The organism is Streptomyces antioxidans, from assembly GCF_000968685.2.
Lineage (GTDB): Bacteria > Actinomycetota > Actinomycetes > Streptomycetales > Streptomycetaceae > Streptomyces > Streptomyces antioxidans.
This window is the reverse complement of record NZ_LAKD02000001.1, coordinates 245,968-262,148: the sequence shown is the minus strand read 5'-3', so window position 1 is coordinate 262,148 and position 16,181 is coordinate 245,968. Positions and strand designations below refer to the sequence as shown.

The following is a 16,181-nucleotide window of genomic DNA, read 5'->3' as shown; positions in this document are numbered from 1 at the left end:
TAGCCGCCCGGAGTATCCCTGTGGCCCTCCGCCCCGCCTCCTCGATGGGGGACACTGGTTCTTTGGCCAGCCCGTACGAAAGGACCCAGGCGCGTGAATGGACCCCTCATCGTCCAAAGCGACAAGACGCTCCTGCTCGAGGTGGACCACGAGCAGGCGGACGCCTGCCGCCGCGCCATCGCGCCCTTCGCCGAGCTGGAACGAGCGCCCGAGCACATCCACACCTACCGGGTGACCCCGCTCGGGCTGTGGAACGCCCGCGCCGCCGGGCACGACGCCGAGCAGGTCGTGGACGCCCTCGTGGCGTACTCCCGCTACCCCGTCCCGCACGCCCTCCTCGTGGACGTCGCGGAGACCATGGCCCGCTACGGGCGGCTGCGGCTGCTCAAGCACCCCACCCACGGGCTGGTGCTGGAGACCAGCGACCGTCCGATCCTCGAGGAGATCCTGCGGTCGAAGAAGGTCCAGCCGCTGGTCGGCGCCCGGATCGACCCGGAGACGGTGGTCGTCCACCCCTCCGAGCGCGGCCAGATCAAGCAGACGCTACTGAAGCTGGGCTGGCCCGCCGAGGACCTGGCCGGTTATGTGGACGGCGAGGCGCACCCCATCGAGCTGCACGAGGACGGCTGGGCGCTGCGGCCGTATCAGACACAGGCCGTGGAGGGCTTCTGGCACGGCGGCTCGGGCGTCGTCGTACTGCCCTGCGGCGCCGGAAAGACGCTGGTCGGGGCGGGTGCGATGGCCACCGCCAAGTCGACCACACTGATCCTGGTCACCAACACGGTCTCCGCCCGCCAGTGGAAGCACGAGCTGGTGCGCCGCACCTCGCTCACCGAGGACGAGATCGGTGAGTACAGCGGTACGCGGAAGGAGATCCGCCCGGTCACCATCGCCACGTACCAGGTGCTCACCACCAAGCGGAAGGGCATCTACCCGCATCTCGAGCTGTTCGACTCCCGCGACTGGGGCCTGATCGTCTACGACGAGGTGCATCTGCTGCCCGCGCCCGTCTTCAAGTTCACCGCCGATCTGCAGGCGCGGCGGCGGCTCGGGCTCACCGCGACGCTCGTCCGGGAGGACGGCCGGGAGTCCGATGTCTTCTCGCTCATCGGGCCGAAGCGCTTTGACGCGCCCTGGAAGGAGATCGAGGCGCAGGGCTATATCGCGCCCGCCGACTGTGTCGAGGTCCGGGTCAATCTGACCGAGACCGAGCGGCTGGCGTACGCGACCGCCGAGACCGAGGAGAAGTACCGCTACTGCGCGACGACCGACTCCAAGCGGCGGATCACCGAGGCGCTGGTCGCCCGGCACAAGGGGCAGCAGACGCTGGTCATCGGGCAGTACATCGACCAGCTCGACGAGTTGGGCGAACACCTGGACGCGCCCGTCATCAAGGGCGAGACCACCAACGCCCAGCGGGAGAAGCTCTTCGAGGCCTTCCGGCAGGGCGAGCTGTCGGTGCTCGTCGTCTCGAAGGTCGCCAACTTCTCCGTCGACCTCCCCGAGGCCACGGTCGCCATCCAGGTCTCCGGCACGTTCGGCTCCCGCCAGGAGGAGGCCCAGCGGCTCGGCCGGGTGCTGCGCCCCAAGGCCGACGGCCACCCGGCGGTCTTCTACTCGGTGGTCGCGCGCGACACGATCGACCAGGACTTCGCGGCGCACCGCCAGCGGTTCCTGGCCGAGCAGGGGTACGCGTACCGGATCGTGGACGCGAGCGAACTGCTCGCGGACGAGGACGTCTGATGTTCGGACCCATGACCCGGTGACTTCTGTCATCAGGGTCCGGTGATTGGCGGCTCTGCCCGGGGCGTTCCCCACCCGGAAGGATCGTGGGTGTCAGCAGGACACGGCACCACATGACGCCGGAAGGGCGGGGGACATGGGCATCAGCATCCGCGACCGCGAGGCCGCGACCGACGCGACCGACGCGACGGCCAAGGGCGACGCCAAGGCCAAGGGCAGGACCAAGGGCAAGGCCAAGACCGCCGATATCGACCTCAGCGAGATCAAGCCGCTGCCGCTGTGGTTCTTCGGCTTCGAGGGCGTCATGGGGGCCGCGTACGACCTGGCCAAGGCGTGGGACGGCGCCTGGATGGTGCTCATCGGGCTCTTCGTGGTGAACATCGTCGTCGGGGCGACCCTGCTGCGCCGCCGGAAGAAGCTGATGCGCGCGATGCTCAAGAACCCCCGCACCCGGGCGATCGCCATCGGGATGGTGGCCCTCCGCGTCGGTCTCCACCTCGTCCTCGCCGCACTCGGCGCCCCGGTCACCTCACTCGCCGGGCATCTGGCCGTCGCCGTCCTGATGGGCACGACGACGGTGACGCTGATGTGGTTCAACCAGCGCGTGACCTTCCGCGCGCTGCGGCTCGCCTGACGGGGGCGGGCGAGCCAGCACAGGGCCGGGGGAACCGCCACGGGGGTCGGCTCCCCCGGCCCGCCATAATTCATTCGCCTCCCCGACATGCCGTGGCTACAATCGCCGGTCTTGCCGCCTCCCGCGTTCCGAACGGGAGAGCCGCTGCCCGGACGGAAACCGGTCGGCATCTCGTACCGCGCCCGTACGCGTCCGTACCCGCGCACCCGCTTTGTGCACTCGCCTGTGTGTACCAGCTCGCCGGAGGCTACGCCGTGCCCTCGCACGCCCCTGACCACCCGGATCCGCTCGCGGATCCGCTCTCAGCGCCCGTCTCGGATCCCCCCACGGATCCCCTCACGGACCCCCTCGCGAGGGAGCGCGCCCATCTGACCGCGTCCCGCGCCGCGCTGCGCGCCATGCGCGCCGACGTCGAAGCCCTCGACCTCCGGGACGTCGCCGCGAACTGGGTCAACGCCGAGGCGCTGCACCACCAGGTCAGCGAGCGGATCAAGGCCCTCGCCGACCTCGCCGACACCCCGCTCTTCTTCGGCCGCCTCGACTGTCTGCACGCGCCGGGCGCGGAGACCGCGGAGGGCGCCGAGGGGGAAACCTTCTACATCGGCCGCCGCCATGTGCACGACGCGGATGGCGACCCCATGGTCATCGACTGGCGCGCCCCCGTCTCCCAGCCCTTCTACCAGGCGTCCAAGAAGGCGCCGATGGACATCGGACTGCGCCGCCGCTTCGGCTATACCGGCGGCGCGTTGACGGCGTACGAGGACGAACGGCTCTCCGACCCCTCGGAGGCGGAGCGGACCAGCAGGCTGCTCCAGTCCGAGATCGAGCGCCCGCGCGTCGGCCCCATGCGGGACATCGTCGCGACGATCCAGCCGGAGCAGGACGAGATCGTCCGCCAGGGGATCGGCGGCACCATCTGCGTCCAGGGGGCGCCCGGCACCGGTAAGACGGCCGTGGGGCTGCACCGGGTGGCGTATCTGCTCTACGCGCACCGCGAGCGGCTGGCCCGCTCCGGCACCCTGGTCATCGGCCCGAACCGCTCCTTCCTCCACTACATCGAACAGGTCCTGCCCGCCCTGGGCGAACTGCAGGTGGCCCAGGCGACCGTCGAGGACCTGGTGGCCCGGCCCTCCCTGGGCGCGGTGGTGCGGGGCGCCGACTCCGCCGACGCGGCCCGCATCAAGGGCGACGCCCGGCTGGCCGAGGTGCTGCGCCGCGCCCTGCGCTCGCATGTCACGGCCCCCGCCGAACCGTGCGTCGTGGTGCGCGGCTCACGCCGCTGGCGGGTGCCCGCGTACGAACTGGAGGAGATCGTCGAGGAGTTGCTCACCCGCGACATCCGCTACGGCGCGGCCCGCGAGGCGCTTCCGCGGCGCATCGCGCACGCCGTGCTCGTCCGGATGGAGCAGGCGGGCGAGGCGCCCGACGACCGGGTCCAGGACGCGGTGGCCCGTAACCCCGCCGTGAAGGCGGCCGTCAAGGCGGTCTGGCCGCCGGTCGACCCGGCCAAGCTGGTGCTGCGGCTGCTCTCCGACACCGACTTCCTGGCCGAGCACGCGGACGGCGTCCTCGACGCCGACGAGCAGAAGACCATGCTGTGGGCGAAGCCGGTGCGCGGGGTGAAGGCCGCGAAGTGGTCCCCCGCGGACCTGGTGCTGATCGACGAGGCCGCCGATCTCATCGAGCGCACCCCGTCCCTCGGCCATGTGGTCCTGGACGAGGCGCAGGACCTCTCCCCCATGCAGTACCGCGCGGTCGGCCGCCGCTGCTCCACCGGCTCGGCGACCGTGCTCGGCGACATCGCCCAGGGCACCACCCCCTGGGCGACGGCCAGTTGGGAGGAGGCACTGATCCACCTGGGCAAGGAGGGGGCGGGGGTCGAGGAGCTGACCCAGGGCTTCCGGGTGCCGCGCGAGGTGATCGCGTACGCCTCCCGGCTGCTGCCCGCGATCGCCCCCGGCCTGTCGGAGGCCACCTCGATCCGCGAGGCGGCGGGCGACTTCTCGGTACGGGCCGTGGGCCCCGCGGAGCTGGACGCGGCCGTGGTCGCCGCCTGCCACGAGACCCTGCGGCATGAGGGCTCGATCGGGCTGATCGCGGCCGACGCCCGCATCCCGGCCCTGGCCCGCGCCCTCGAGGCGGCGGGGCTGACCCACCTCGCCCCCGGCGAGGAGACCAGCGCGGAGTCCCGTCTCACCCTCGTCCCCGCGACGCTGGCCAAGGGTCTGGAGTACGACTACGTGGTGCTGGACGAACCGGCCGCCGTGGTCGACGGCGAACCCGACGAACGCACGGGGCTGCGCCGTCTGTACGTGGCCCTGACCCGCGCGGTCTCGGGGCTGACGGTGATCCACGGCGCGCCGCTGCCGGAGCGGCTGGCGGACTGACGGGGCTCGGAGCGGGGGTGGGGCACGGCCCGGAGACCGTCCTCCCGCTCGGGCAGGCCACCTCCGCTCGGGCCAAACCCCGCTCAGACCACCCCGCTCAGACCACTTCCGCTCAGACCGCTTCCGCTCCGCTCAAGCCACCAGTACCGGCGCGTCCAGGGCGGCGCGCCACTGGCCGACCGCGGCGGCGTCCACCGGGCCCGACCAGCCGTCGGGGCGGGCCGCGCCGCCGATGTGAAAGGCGCTGACCCCGGCGGCGCGCAGGGCGGGCAGATGGTCGAGGCGCAGGCCGCCGCCCGCCATGATCCGCGCTTCGTACCCCGGCGTACCGGCCCGCTCGGCCTCGGCGAGCAGGGTGGACAGACCGTCGTCCACCCCGTGCGCCGACCCGGCGGTGAGATAGGTGTCGAGGCCGGGCAGGTCGGCGAGCCGCTTGCGCAGCCCATCACGATCCGCGGCCCGGTCGATGGCCCGGTGGAAGGTCCAGCGGCTCTCGTCCACGCCGCCGCCCGCGCCCACGACCTCGGTCAGCGCGGCCACGGCGGCCAGGTCGACCCCGCCGTCGTCGGTCAGGAAGCCCAGGACGAACTCGTCCGCCCCCTCCGAGTGCAGCGCGGCGGCGGCCCCGCACAGCGCGTCGAACGCGTTTCCGGCCGCGAAGCCGTCCGACGCGCGGAGCATCACCCGCACCGGCAGATCGACGGCCGAACGAACGGCGGCGAAGGTCTCACGCGATGGCGTGAGCCCGTCGGCGGCCATGTCGGTGACCAGTTCGAGGCGGTCCGCCCCTCCGGCCTGTGCGGCGATCGCGTCCGCGGGGGTCAGGGCGATCACCTCGAGCAGTGGTCTAGACATGCACGACAGCTTGCCACACCGCACAAGAGGGCAAACCGCTACCCCACAATTGGCCCATGCCCGTACCCGCACCCGCCCGCCATCCGGCCCATGACGCGCTGCTCACCCGCTGGACGGACCTCCTCACCAGCGCCCGCGCCGCCACGGCCCCGTGCCCCGTCCCCTACGGCGAAGACCTCCTGGCCCGCTGGGCCGAGCCCCAACGCCGCTACCACACCACCGATCACCTGCTCGCGGTCCTGGACCGGGTGGACGAGCTGCTTCCCCACGTCCAGGCCCCCGACCCCGCCGCGATCCGCCTGGCCGCCTGGTTCCACGACGCCGTCTACCTCCCCGACCGCTCCACCAACGAGGAACGCAGCGCCCGCCTCGCCGAGCGTGCCCTCACCGAGGCCGCCGTCCCGGCCCGCCGGGTGACCGAAACCGCCCGCCTCGTCCGCCTCACCACCGACCACGACCCCGCCGAGGGCGACACCAACGGCAAGGTCCTCTGCGACGCCGACCTCGCCGTCCTGGCGGGCTCCCCCGAGGACTACGGCGCCTACGCGGCGGCAGTCCGCGAGGAGTACGGATTCGTCCCCGACGACGCCTTCCGCGAGGGCCGCGCGACCGTCCTCCGCCAGTTGCTGGGGCTGTCCCGGCTGTTCCGCACACCCATCGGCCACGACCGCTGGGAGGCCGCCGCCCGCCACAACCTGGCCACGGAACTGGAGCTGCTCAGTGCGTAGCGACCGACCTGCAGGAATGCGGGGGCCGTCGCATGGTGTTGAGCCCAACGTGCCCTCGTCCTCCCCAGCGGATTCCGCTCGCTCCCGCATGCCCCTGGCCGTCTATGTCCTCGGGCTGTCCGTGTTCGCGCTCGGTACCTCCGAGTTCATGCTGTCGGGGCTGCTGCAACCCGTCGCGCGGGACATGGGGGTGTCGATCCCCACGGCCGGGCTGCTGATATCGGCCTTCGCGATCGGGATGGTGGTCGGGGCGCCGGTGCTGGCGGCGGCCACGCTGCGGCTGCCGCGGCGCACGACGCTGATGGCGCTGCTGGCGGTGTTCGGGCTCGGCCAGATCGCGGGGGCGTTGGCGCCTTCGTACGGGGTGCTGTTCGCGTCCCGGGTGGTGAGCGCGCTCGCGTGCGCCGGATTCTGGGCCGTGGGCGCCGCGGTGGCGGTGTCGCTGGTACCGGTGAACGCGCGGGCCACGGCGATGGCGGTGATGGTCGGCGGGCTGAGCATCGCGAACATCGCGGGGGTCCCTGCCGGGGCGTTCCTCGGGCAGCACGCCGGGTGGCGGGCCGCCTTCTGGGCGGTGGCCGGTCTCTCGGCGCTCGGGCTGATCGGGGTCGTCGCACTCGTACCGCGTACGGAGGTGCCGACCGGGGACGACCAGCCGCGGCTGCGGACCGAGTTGCGCATCTACCGCGACCGGCAGGTGTGGCTGGCGCTGGCCGCCACCGCGCTGAGCGGTGGCGCGGTCTTCTGCCTGTTCTCCTACCTCGGGCCGCTGCTGACGGATGTGGCGGGGCTGGACGAGGGCTGGGTGCCGACCGTGCTCGCGCTGTTCGGGGTCGGCGCGCTGCTGGGTACGGTGATCGGCGGGCGGATCGCGGACGCGCACCTGTTCGGCACGATGTTCTGGGGCATCGTCGCCTCGACGGTCGTGCTGAGCGCGCTGGCGCTGACCGCGCACAGCGCGGTCGCGGCCGTGAGCCTGGCGCTGATGCTCGGCTTCACCGCCTTCTTCACCGCGCCCGCGCTCAACGCCCGGATGTTCAACCTCGCCAACGCCGCGCCCACGCTCGCGGGCGCCACGAACACCTCCGCCTTCAACATCGGCAACACGGTGGGCCCATGGCTCGGCGGCCTCGTCATCGACGCGGGCTGGGGCTACCCGGCCGTCGCCTGGACGGGCGCGGCCCTCGCCGGTACGGGCGCGGTGACGACGGTGGGCGCGATGCGGCTGCACCGCGCGGCGGGCGCCTCGCGCGTCATCGCGTCCTCGCCACCTGCCGCCTCGTACGACCCGGAGTCCCAGACGTCACAACGCTCAACGGAGACGCGGTAGCGGGGTCCGGGCGCGGGGGTGCGCGGGGGCGGGCGCTCTCCCGCCTCGGCCCGGTGTCACCGTTCCGCCTCCTCCGTGGCGGACATCCGCACGGAGGACACCGGTGCCGGTGGTGCCGATGTCATGGGTACCGATGACACCGGCGCCGTTGACATGGGCCGGGATCCGGCACCGGCGGTCTCGGAGCCGCTGGCCTCGGGGGACTCCGGTGCCGGGGCGGTGCCAGCGGCGGCGGGGTCCGGTCCGCCGTCGGGCGGGGCCGTACGCATGCGCACCGACCGCAGCGCGCGGGCCAGCAGGTGCGCGCGTCCGGCGACGACGGGGCCGAGGACGGCGAGGACCAGGACGTAACCGGCGATGAACGGCGCCAGCCTGGCGTCGAGCCCGGCACTGGTGGCCAGGGCGGCCAGGACCAGGGCGAACTCCCCGCGCGCCAGAAGCGTGGTGGCGATGTCCGCGGCGTGCTCGGGGCCGTAACGGTAGAGGCGCGCCACAAGCAGTCCGGCGATCACGTTCATGACGATGGTCAGCGCCGCGGCGGCGGCCACCGGGGCGGCGACGGACGCGATGTCGCCGGGGTCGATCGCCAGCCCGAAGGCGAAGAAGAAGATGGCCGCGAAGGCGTCGCGCAGCGGGTGCACCAGTTCGCGGATCCGCGGACCGGAACGGGTTCCCGCCAGGATCAGCCCGGCCATGAAGGCGCCGATGGCGTCGGCGACCCCGAGGACTTCGGAGACTCCGGCCACCAGGACCGCGGTGCCGAGGAAGGTGATGACCAGCAGTTCGTTGTCGCGGACCGAGATCAGACGCCCGATCAGCCGGGTGCCGTAGCGGGCCGCGACCGCCAGCGCCAGCAGGAACCCGAACGCCTTGCCCGCCTGAAGTACCGTCTCCTGGATGCCCTCGGCACCGCTGATGACGGGCTGGAGCGCGGCGAGGTAGAGCGCGAGGAAGATGTCCTCCACCACGATGACGCCCAGGATCAGCCGCGTCTCCGGGCGGGCGATACGGCCCAGGTCGATCAGGATCTTGGTGACGATCGCGGAGGACGAGATGCCCAGGACGCCCGCGAGCACCAGCGCCTCCCGGGCGCCCCAGCCAAGGGCGAACCCGAACCCGAGGCCCGCGCCGACGTTCAGCAGCAGGTAGATCCCGCCCGCGGCCAGCAGGCGCCGACCGCCGCTCCGGAGGTCGTCGAGGTGGAACTCCAGCCCCAGGTAGAACAGCAGCAGCACCAGCCCGAGGGCCGAGAGCATCTCGAAGTCGCGCGCGTCATCGACCAGGACCAGGCCGGGGGTGTGCGGGCCCAACAGGATCCCGGCGAGCATGAACAGCGGAATGGTCGGCAGCCCGATCCGGCTGCCGAGGCGGGCGAGGACAGCTGCGGCCAGGAAGGCACCGCCCAGAGCGAGCAGAGTGTCGGCATGTCCCACGGGTCACCACCTTCGTCTGCTTGATCGGCGTCGTCGGTGTCTTCGGTGTCTTCGGCTTCGTCGGCTTCGTCGGCTTCGTCGGCTTCGTCGGCTTCGTGAGCGTCGTCGACGTCTTCGGCTTCGTCAGCGGGGACGGGCCGGGGTGCCGCGGTCCGAGGGCATGTCAGCTCGCGGCGAAGGGAACGTCACCCCTCGTCACAGGGCACACCGTCGTTCGGCGCGGGTTCGGTCACCCACCGGCCCGGTGTCGGGCGCGCTTACGGCCCGGACTCATCCGTGCCTCGGCCTGGGCCCACCCGTGCCGTGCCGGGAGTGCGGCAGCCGCCACCACGGCTCGCCGGACCGCCGGAGCCCGGGCGGGGATACGAACAGGTGTGCCGCGATGCCCGCCACGACCAGGCCCGCCGCGAGGAGCAGACCCTGCGGCAGCAGCATGCCGACCACCTGCATCGCCAGTGAGACGGCGAGCAGCGCCCACGCCGGTCCATGCCGGTACTCCCGGGGACGGCGGGGCCGTCCCTCTCCCAGGCCACGGGCGAAGCGCGGGTCACTCCGCGCCATCCGCTCCTCGAGTTCGTGCAGCTGGGTGTCTCCGGGCGCTGCCATCGCTGCTCCTCCCACGGATGGGTCTGAACGGCGTCACTATCACGGTCACACACCGGCCACGCGCCCCACCATCGGGGCCGACACCCATCTGCGCCGGTGGGCGACCCCCATACCGCCCCCCATACCGGCGCCCGTCCCCGCGCCCACCCCGGCGCCCATCCCGACACCGTCCCCGCCCCGCCCCTTCCTCCGGCCGGGACAACGGCCGCGAGTGATAGAGAAGAGACGGCTGGCGAGCCACCACTCCCCCACCCCACCCCGCCAAGAGGAGCAGACGGCACACGATGTCCTTGTTCTGGCGGATCTTCCTGCTCAACGCCGTGGTGCTGATCATCGCCACCGCGCTGCTGCTCGGGCCGGTCACGGTCTCCACCCCGGTGCTGCTCACCGAGGCCGCCGTCCTCACCGGAGGGCTGGGCGTGATGCTGACCGCCAATGGTCTGCTGCTGCGCATCGGCCTCGTCCCGCTCCAGCGGCTCACCCGCGCCATGACCACCATCGATCTGCTGCGCCCCGGACAGCGGCCCGCCGTGGGCGGGCGCGGTGAGGTCGCGGAGCTGATCACGACGTTCAACGCGATGCTCGACCGGCTCGAGGCCGAGCGCGCCACCAGCGCCGCCCGCGCCCTGTCCGCCCAGGAGTCGGAGCGTCATCGGATCGCCCAGGAACTCCACGACGAGGTCGGTCAGAGCCTTACGGCCGTCCTGCTCGAACTCAACCGGGCCGCGGGCCACGCGCCACCGGATCTCCGCGAGGATCTGCACCAGGTCCAGGAGACCACCCGGAGCAGCCTGGACGAGATCCGCCGCATCGCGCGGCGGCTGCGCCCCGGCGTTCTCGAGGAGCTGGGACTGACCAGCGCCCTCAAGGCCCTCACCAACGAGTTCACCGGTGCCACCCTGGTCGTGCACCACCGCATCGCCGCCGATCTCCCGCCGCTGGGGGCGGAGACCGAACTCGTCATCTACCGCGTCGCCCAGGAGAGCCTGACCAACGCCGCGCGCCACGCCGCCGCCCACCGCGCGGAACTCGCCCTCATCCGCGGCCCGGAGGGCGTCGAACTGCGCGTCCACGACGACGGCCGGGGCCTGGGCGACGCCGCCGAGGGCGCGGGCATCCGGGGCATGCGCGAGAGGGCCCTGCTGATCGGCGCCGCACTCGACCTCGGGTCCGCTCCGGGCGGCGGCACCGACGTACACCTGACCGTCCCCGTCCCCCACCGGAGCCAGTGACCATGCCCGAGGCGACCGAAACCCGTATCCTCCTCGCCGACGACCACGCCCTGGTCCGCCGCGGGGTCCGCCTCATCCTCGAGGGCGAACCCGACCTCACCGTCGTCGCCGAGGCCGGAGACGGCGCCGAGGCCATCGAGGCCGCCCGCGCCCACCGGCCGGACCTCGCGATCCTCGACATCGCCATGCCCCGTATGACCGGTCTCCAGGCCGCCAGGGAACTGGCCCGCAGCCAGCCGGAGACGCGGATCCTCATCCTGACCATGTACGACAACGAGCAGTACTTCTTCGAGGCGCTGGCGGCGGGCGCCTCCGGCTACGTCCTGAAGTCCGTCGCCGACCGCGATCTCGTCGAGGCCTGCCGGGCCACCATGCGCGGCGAACCATTCCTCTATCCCGGCGCCGTCAACGCGCTCATCCGCGACTATCTGGGCCGCCTCCAGGAGGGCGAGAGCATCCCCGGACGGCCCATCACCAGCCGTGAGGAGGAGATCCTCAAGCTCGTGGCCGAGGGGCACAGCTCACAGCAGATCGCCGACCTGCTCGTCATCAGCGTGAAGACCGTCGAGCGCCACCGCGCCAACCTGCTGCAGAAACTCGGCCTGAAGGACCGGCTGGAGCTGGCCCGTTACGCCATCCGCGTCGGCCTGATCGAACCGTAGATCGGCCCGATCGAACCGTAGGAGCTAGGAGCCGGACCGTGCCGTGCGGCCCGCGGCCCGCTTGGGGCGGCGGAGGCCCGCGGCCTTGAGACGGCGGAGGAGTTCCTTGCTGCCGACCTCCTCCGCGCCCTCCCGCACCGCCGTCGCGTACAGCTCGCTCGGCACGTCGTAGTGGTCTCGGTCGAAGCCCCGCCGCGGGGCGCCGATGCGGGCGGCGAAGGCGTGGAGCTCGGCGTAGGAGACATCGCTGACGAGGTGGGACCACAGGCGGCCGTGGCCCGGCCACGAGGGCGGGTCGATCAGGACGGCCATCAGAGGGTGGTGCCGAGCGATCCCACGGGCGCCACCGCGACCGCCGTCTTGCCGCAGACCCAGTGCGGGTCGGGGCCCAACTCGGGCTCCACATCGAGGGCGTGGAGATCGCCGCCCTGAGTGCAGACGGGGCACAGCGGCCATCGGCCGTACCGTTCCAGCAGGGCGTCCTGGACGTCCTGGGCAACCAGACCGGCCACGTACGCGACGCCCTCCGGCCACTGCTCGACCCACCAACGCCGGTGCGCGATCGCGTCTTCGACCAGCGAGACGATGTCGGCGCGGGCGACCTCCCCCGCCGCGAGGTCGGCCAGGACGAGGGCGCGGGCCGCGTGCAGTGCCTGTTCGAGCTTCATGGGTCCCATTGTCACCTTTGCTTCCTCCCAGCGCCTCTTCGCTTCCTCGTCCTGAGGGTTGACGGACACCGTGGCCGGAAATAGTTTTCATAAGTGAGTAGCCACCTGAAGGAAACTTTCATGCCTCCTCCACAGCCCGATGCCGCCCCACCACCCGCCCCGGCCGCCCTCGCCGCCAAGGTCCGCACCCTAGGGCCCTCCATGACCCGCTCCATGCAGCGCGTCGCCGACGCCGTGGCGGGCGATCCGGCCGGCTGCGCGGCGCTCACCGTCACCGGGCTCGCCGAGCGGACCGGCACCAGTGAGGCCACCGTCGTCCGCACCTCCCGACTGCTCGGCTACCCCGGATACCGGGATCTGCGCATCGCGCTCGCCGCGCTCGCCGCCCAGCAGGCCGCGGGCCGGGCCCCGGCCGTCACCGCGGACATCGCGGTGGACGATCCGATCGCCGACGTGGTCACCAAGCTGGCGCGGGAGGAGCAGCAGTGTCTCGCCGACACCGCCGCCGGGCTGGACACCAGCCAGGTCGAGGCGGCCGTCTCGGCGCTGGCCGCCGCCCGCCGGATCGATGTGTACGGAGCGGGGGCGTCCAGTCTCGTCGGCCAGGACCTCGCCCAGAAGCTGCTGCGCATCGGGCTGATAGCCCACGCCCACGCCGATCCGCACCTCGCGGTCACCAACGCGGTCCAGCTGCACTCCGGCGACGTCGCCATCGCGATCACCCACTCCGGGCGCACGACGGACGTCATCGAGCCGCTGCGGGTGGCCTTCGAGCACGGGGCGACCACCATCGCGATCACCGGACGGCCGAACGGCGAGGTCGCGCAGTACGCGGACCTGGTGCTCACCACCTCCACCGCCCGCGAGAGCGAGCTGCGCCCGGCGGCCATGTCCAGCCGGACCAGCCAGCTGCTGGTGGTGGACTGCCTGTTCATAGGGGTCGCCCAGCGGACGTACGAATCGGCGGCGCCCGCGCTCTCCGCGTCGTACGAGGCGCTTGCGCACCGCCACGATCCGCGTCCCGGGCAGCGCTGAGCCCGGCGGGTCCCGCCCCGCGCTCCACCCCCGATACCGGTCACTGTTTCGCCCGGTGACTGCACCTCCGCGTCACCGTCACCCCCACCCTCACACTGACATACCGGAAAGAGCCGCTTCGCCATGACTACCGCCGATTCCGCACGGCTCCGCGCCCAGCTCGACACCCTGACCACCGAGGCGTTCCGCCCCGAACTGGCCGAGATCGACCGGCTCGAAACCCTCGAGATCGCCCGGATCATGAACGCGGAGGACACCGCCGTCCCCACCGCCGTCGCCGGGCAGCTCCCTCGCATCGCCGCCGCCATCGACGCCATCGCCGAGCGGATGTCCCGTGGCGGCCGCCTCCTCTATACGGGCGCCGGCACCGCAGGACGGCTCGGCGTACTCGACGCGAGCGAGTGCCCGCCCACCTTCAACACCCGGCCCGAGCAGGTCATCGGGGTGATCGCGGGCGGCCCGGACGCCATGGTGACCTCGGTCGAGGGCGCGGAGGACAGCGAGGAGCTGGCCGCCGGGGACCTCGACCGGCTCGGCATCGGGCCCGACGACACCGTGGTCGGCGTCTCGGCCTCCGGCCGCACCCCGTACGCCGTGGGCGCGGTCGAGCACGCCCGGCGGCGCGGCGCGCTCACCGTCGGGCTGTCCTGCAACACCGGGTCGGCGCTCGCCGCCGCGGCCGACCACGGCATCGAGATCATCGTGGGGCCGGAGCTGCTCACCGGCTCGACCCGGCTGAAGGCGGGCACGGCCCAGAAGCTGGTGCTCAACATGATCTCGACCATCACCATGATCCGGCTGGGCAAGACCTTCGGGAATCTGATGGTCGATGTGCGCGCCTCCAACGACAAGCTGCGCGCCCGTTCGCGGAGGATCGTCTTCCTGGCGACCGGCGCCCCCGAGGAACGGATCGAGAGCGCGCTGGCGGCCACGGACGGCGAGGTGAAGAACGCGATCCTCACCATTCTGGGCGGGGTGGACGCCCCGACCGCCGAAAAGCTCCTCACCGAGGCACACGGCCAGCTGCGCGCCGCCCTGGACGCGGCCACCGGATAAGCCCCTCACCCGGGCGCTGGCCACCGGGCCCGGACACGCCGTCGGGGCGGCACCCCTGGGAGAGGGTGCCGCCCCGACGTCTCGGACGGTACGACCGACCGGCGAACGAAACCGCCGGATCGATCAGAAGTCCATGTCACCGCCCGGCATGCCGCCCGGAGCGCCCGCCGGGGCGGCCTTCTCCGGCTTGTCGGCGATGACGGCCTCGGTGGTGAGGAACAGCGCGGCGATCGACGCGGCGTTCTGCAGCGCGGAGCGCGTGACCTTGGCCGGGTCGATGATGCCCTCGGCGATCAGGTCGACGTACTCACCGGTCGCGGCGTTGAGGCCGTGACCCGGGGTCAGGTTGCGCACCTTCTCGACCACGACGCCGCCCTCGAGGCCGGCGTTGACCGCGATCTGCTTCAGCGGGGCCTCCAGGGCCAGGCGCACGGCCTGGGCACCGGTGGCCTCGTCGCCCTCGAGCTCCAGCTTCTCGAAGACCGAGACGGTCTGGAGCAGGGCCACGCCACCACCGGCGACGATGCCCTCCTCGACGGCGGCCTTGGCGTTGCGCACCGCGTCCTCGATGCGGTGCTTGCGCTCCTTGAGCTCGACCTCGGTGGCGGCACCGGCCTTGATGACGGCCACGCCGCCGGCCAGCTTCGCCAGGCGCTCCTGGAGCTTCTCACGGTCGTAGTCCGAGTCCGAGTTCTCGATCTCGGCGCGGATCTGGTTGACGCGGCCCTGCACCTGCTCGGTGTCGCCGGCGCCGTCCACGATCGTGGTCTCGTCCTTGGTGACGGTGACCTTACGGGCGCGGCCGAGCAGGTCGAGACCGGCGTTCTCCAGCTTGAGGCCGACCTCCTCGGAGATGACGGTGCCACCGGTGAGGATGGCGATGTCACCGAGCATGGCCTTACGGCGGTCACCGAAGCCCGGGGCCTTGACGGCGACGGACTTGAAGGTGCCACGGATCTTGTTGACGACCAGGGTCGCCAGGGCCTCGCCCTCGACGTCCTCGGCGATGATCAGCAGCGGCTTGCCCGACTGCATGACCTTCTCGAGCAGCGGGAGGAGGTCCTTCACGCTGCTGATCTTGGAGTTGACGATCAGGATGTACGGGTCGTCGAGCGACGCCTCCATACGCTCCATGTCCGTCGCGAAGTACGGGGAGATGTAGCCCTTGTCGAAGCGCATGCCCTCGGTGAGCTCGAGCTCGAGCCCGAAGGTCTGCGACTCCTCGACGGTGATGACACCTTCCTTGCCGACCTTGTCCATCGCCTCGGCGATGAGCTCGCCGATCTGGGTGTCGGCGGCGGAGATGGAGGCGGTGGAGGCGATCTGCTCCTTGGTCTCCACGTCCTTGGCCTGCTCGAGGAGCTGGGCGGAGACGGCCTCGACGGCCTTCTCGATACCGCGCTTGAGCGCCATCGGGTTGGCGCCCGCCGCGACGTTGCGAAGGCCTTCCTTGACCAGCGCCTGGGCGAGGACGGTCGCGGTCGTCGTGCCGTCACCGGCGACGTCGTCCGTCTTCTTCGCGACCTCCTTGACCAGCTCGGCGCCGATCTTCTCGTACGCGTCCTCGAGCTCGATCTCCTTGGCGATGGACACACCATCGTTGGTGATCGTGGGGGCGCCCCACTTCTTCTCGAGGACGACGTTACGGCCCTTGGGGCCGAGGGTGACCTTGACGGCGTCGGCGAGCTGGTTCATCCCGCGCTCGAGGCCGCGCCGCGCCTCCTCGTCGAACGCGATGATCTTGGCCATGTGAAGTGGTCCTCCCAGAGACGGGGTGGATTGCTCCGGACCGCGCTGGCGCCCGCGACGGAC

General features: G+C 72.1%; 15 protein-coding genes. 9 read left to right on the top strand and 6 right to left on the bottom strand.

From position 1 onward, the window contains the following. The first annotated feature begins 93 nt into the window (after positions 1 to 93). The 3 genes from VT50_RS01045 to VT50_RS01035 all read left to right on the top strand — a co-directional run bounded on the left by VT50_RS01045 (position 94) and on the right by VT50_RS01035 (position 4,764). The gene (locus tag VT50_RS01045) at positions 94 to 1,743 is read left to right on the top strand and encodes a DNA repair helicase XPB (RefSeq protein ID WP_046090035.1); all 1,650 of its coding nucleotides are present in this window, start codon (positions 94 to 96) and stop codon (positions 1,741 to 1,743) included. Positions 1,744 to 1,879: 136 nt separating this feature from the next. After that, entirely contained in the window at positions 1,880 to 2,377 is a 498-nt protein-coding gene (locus VT50_RS01040) for a G protein-coupled receptor family protein (protein WP_078840979.1), read from the top strand. Positions 2,378 to 2,631: 254 nt separating this feature from the next. Next, positions 2,632 to 4,764, top strand: a complete 2,133-nt coding sequence (locus tag VT50_RS01035; protein WP_046090055.1) for a HelD family protein — start codon at positions 2,632 to 2,634, stop codon at positions 4,762 to 4,764. A gap of 132 nt (positions 4,765 to 4,896) precedes the next feature. Here VT50_RS01035 and VT50_RS01030 read toward each other — a convergent pair whose 3' ends face one another. After that, entirely contained in the window at positions 4,897 to 5,619 is a 723-nt protein-coding gene (locus tag VT50_RS01030; RefSeq protein WP_046090034.1) for a copper homeostasis protein CutC, read from the bottom strand. A 56-nt stretch (positions 5,620 to 5,675) separates the two neighbouring features. On the opposite strand from VT50_RS01030, the gene VT50_RS01025 reads away from it, so the two are divergent. Continuing rightward, positions 5,676 to 6,347, top strand: a complete 672-nt coding sequence (locus VT50_RS01025; RefSeq protein ID WP_046090033.1) for an HD domain-containing protein — start codon at positions 5,676 to 5,678, stop codon at positions 6,345 to 6,347. Between the two features lie 88 nt (positions 6,348 to 6,435). Next, complete coding sequence (locus tag VT50_RS01020) at positions 6,436 to 7,677, top strand: Cmx/CmrA family chloramphenicol efflux MFS transporter (RefSeq protein WP_046090032.1); 1,242 nt, start codon at positions 6,436 to 6,438, stop codon at positions 7,675 to 7,677. A 56-nt stretch (positions 7,678 to 7,733) separates the two neighbouring features. On the opposite strand, the gene VT50_RS01015 is transcribed toward VT50_RS01020, so the two are convergent. Then, positions 7,734 to 9,110, bottom strand: coding sequence for a cation:proton antiporter (locus VT50_RS01015; protein ID WP_046090031.1), 1,377 nt, complete (start codon positions 9,108 to 9,110; stop codon positions 7,734 to 7,736). Between the two features lie 270 nt (positions 9,111 to 9,380). After that, positions 9,381 to 9,716 (bottom strand): DUF3040 domain-containing protein, encoded by a 336-nt coding sequence (locus VT50_RS01010; protein WP_079343742.1) that lies wholly within the window; start codon positions 9,714 to 9,716, stop codon positions 9,381 to 9,383. Positions 9,717 to 10,000: 284 nt separating this feature from the next. Between VT50_RS01010 and VT50_RS01005 the strand changes: the two genes are divergently transcribed. Further along, entirely contained in the window at positions 10,001 to 10,948 is a 948-nt protein-coding gene (locus tag VT50_RS01005) for a HAMP domain-containing sensor histidine kinase (protein WP_079343741.1), read from the top strand. 2 nt (positions 10,949 to 10,950) lie between these two features. Beyond that, complete coding sequence (locus tag VT50_RS01000; RefSeq protein ID WP_046088670.1) at positions 10,951 to 11,610, top strand: response regulator; 660 nt, start codon at positions 10,951 to 10,953, stop codon at positions 11,608 to 11,610. 24 nt (positions 11,611 to 11,634) lie between these two features. Here VT50_RS01000 and VT50_RS00995 read toward each other — a convergent pair whose 3' ends face one another. Next, a complete protein-coding gene (locus VT50_RS00995; protein WP_046088671.1) occupies positions 11,635 to 11,922 on the bottom strand; it encodes a DUF4031 domain-containing protein in 288 nt (95 codons plus the stop codon). After that, the gene (locus VT50_RS00990) at positions 11,922 to 12,278 is read right to left on the bottom strand and encodes a hypothetical protein (protein WP_020870494.1); all 357 of its coding nucleotides are present in this window, start codon (positions 12,276 to 12,278) and stop codon (positions 11,922 to 11,924) included. The genes VT50_RS00995 and VT50_RS00990 overlap by 1 nt, the downstream gene beginning before the upstream one ends. Positions 12,279 to 12,398: 120 nt before the next feature. On the opposite strand from VT50_RS00990, the gene VT50_RS00985 reads away from it, so the two are divergent. Together VT50_RS00985 and murQ are read left to right on the top strand one after the other, a co-directional pair. Then, complete coding sequence (locus VT50_RS00985; protein ID WP_206269313.1) at positions 12,399 to 13,313, top strand: MurR/RpiR family transcriptional regulator; 915 nt, start codon at positions 12,399 to 12,401, stop codon at positions 13,311 to 13,313. A gap of 123 nt (positions 13,314 to 13,436) precedes the next feature. Continuing rightward, entirely contained in the window at positions 13,437 to 14,369 is a 933-nt protein-coding gene (gene murQ, locus VT50_RS00980) for an N-acetylmuramic acid 6-phosphate etherase (protein ID WP_046088674.1), read from the top strand. Between the two features lie 123 nt (positions 14,370 to 14,492). On the opposite strand, the gene groL is transcribed toward murQ, so the two are convergent. After that, positions 14,493 to 16,118, bottom strand: a complete 1,626-nt coding sequence (gene groL / locus VT50_RS00975; protein ID WP_037960437.1) for a chaperonin GroEL — start codon at positions 16,116 to 16,118, stop codon at positions 14,493 to 14,495. Positions 16,119 to 16,181: the final 63 nt, after the last annotated feature.

What these genes read in the sequence shown, in the direction of transcription:
- VT50_RS01000 (WP_046088670.1), top strand. Translation starts at nt 10,951, where the DNA reads ATGCCCGAGGCGACCGAAACCCGTATCCTCCTCGCCGACGACCACGCC.
- VT50_RS01005 (WP_079343741.1), top strand. Translation starts at nt 10,001, where the DNA reads ATGTCCTTGTTCTGGCGGATCTTCCTGCTCAACGCCGTGGTGCTGATC.
- VT50_RS00995 (WP_046088671.1), bottom strand. Translation starts at nt 11,922, where the DNA reads ATGGCCGTCCTGATCGACCCGCCCTCGTGGCCGGGCCACGGCCGCCTG.
- groL (WP_037960437.1), bottom strand. Translation starts at nt 16,118, where the DNA reads ATGGCCAAGATCATCGCGTTCGACGAGGAGGCGCGGCGCGGCCTCGAG.
- VT50_RS00985 (WP_206269313.1), top strand. Translation starts at nt 12,399, where the DNA reads ATGCCTCCTCCACAGCCCGATGCCGCCCCACCACCCGCCCCGGCCGCC.
- VT50_RS01020 (WP_046090032.1), top strand. Translation starts at nt 6,436, where the DNA reads ATGCCCCTGGCCGTCTATGTCCTCGGGCTGTCCGTGTTCGCGCTCGGT.
- VT50_RS01025 (WP_046090033.1), top strand. Translation starts at nt 5,676, where the DNA reads ATGCCCGTACCCGCACCCGCCCGCCATCCGGCCCATGACGCGCTGCTC.
- VT50_RS01030 (WP_046090034.1), bottom strand. Translation starts at nt 5,619, where the DNA reads ATGTCTAGACCACTGCTCGAGGTGATCGCCCTGACCCCCGCGGACGCG.
- VT50_RS01040 (WP_078840979.1), top strand. Translation starts at nt 1,880, where the DNA reads ATGGGCATCAGCATCCGCGACCGCGAGGCCGCGACCGACGCGACCGAC.
- VT50_RS00990 (WP_020870494.1), bottom strand. Translation starts at nt 12,278, where the DNA reads ATGAAGCTCGAACAGGCACTGCACGCGGCCCGCGCCCTCGTCCTGGCC.
- murQ (WP_046088674.1), top strand. Translation starts at nt 13,437, where the DNA reads ATGACTACCGCCGATTCCGCACGGCTCCGCGCCCAGCTCGACACCCTG.
- VT50_RS01010 (WP_079343742.1), bottom strand. Translation starts at nt 9,716, where the DNA reads ATGGCAGCGCCCGGAGACACCCAGCTGCACGAACTCGAGGAGCGGATG.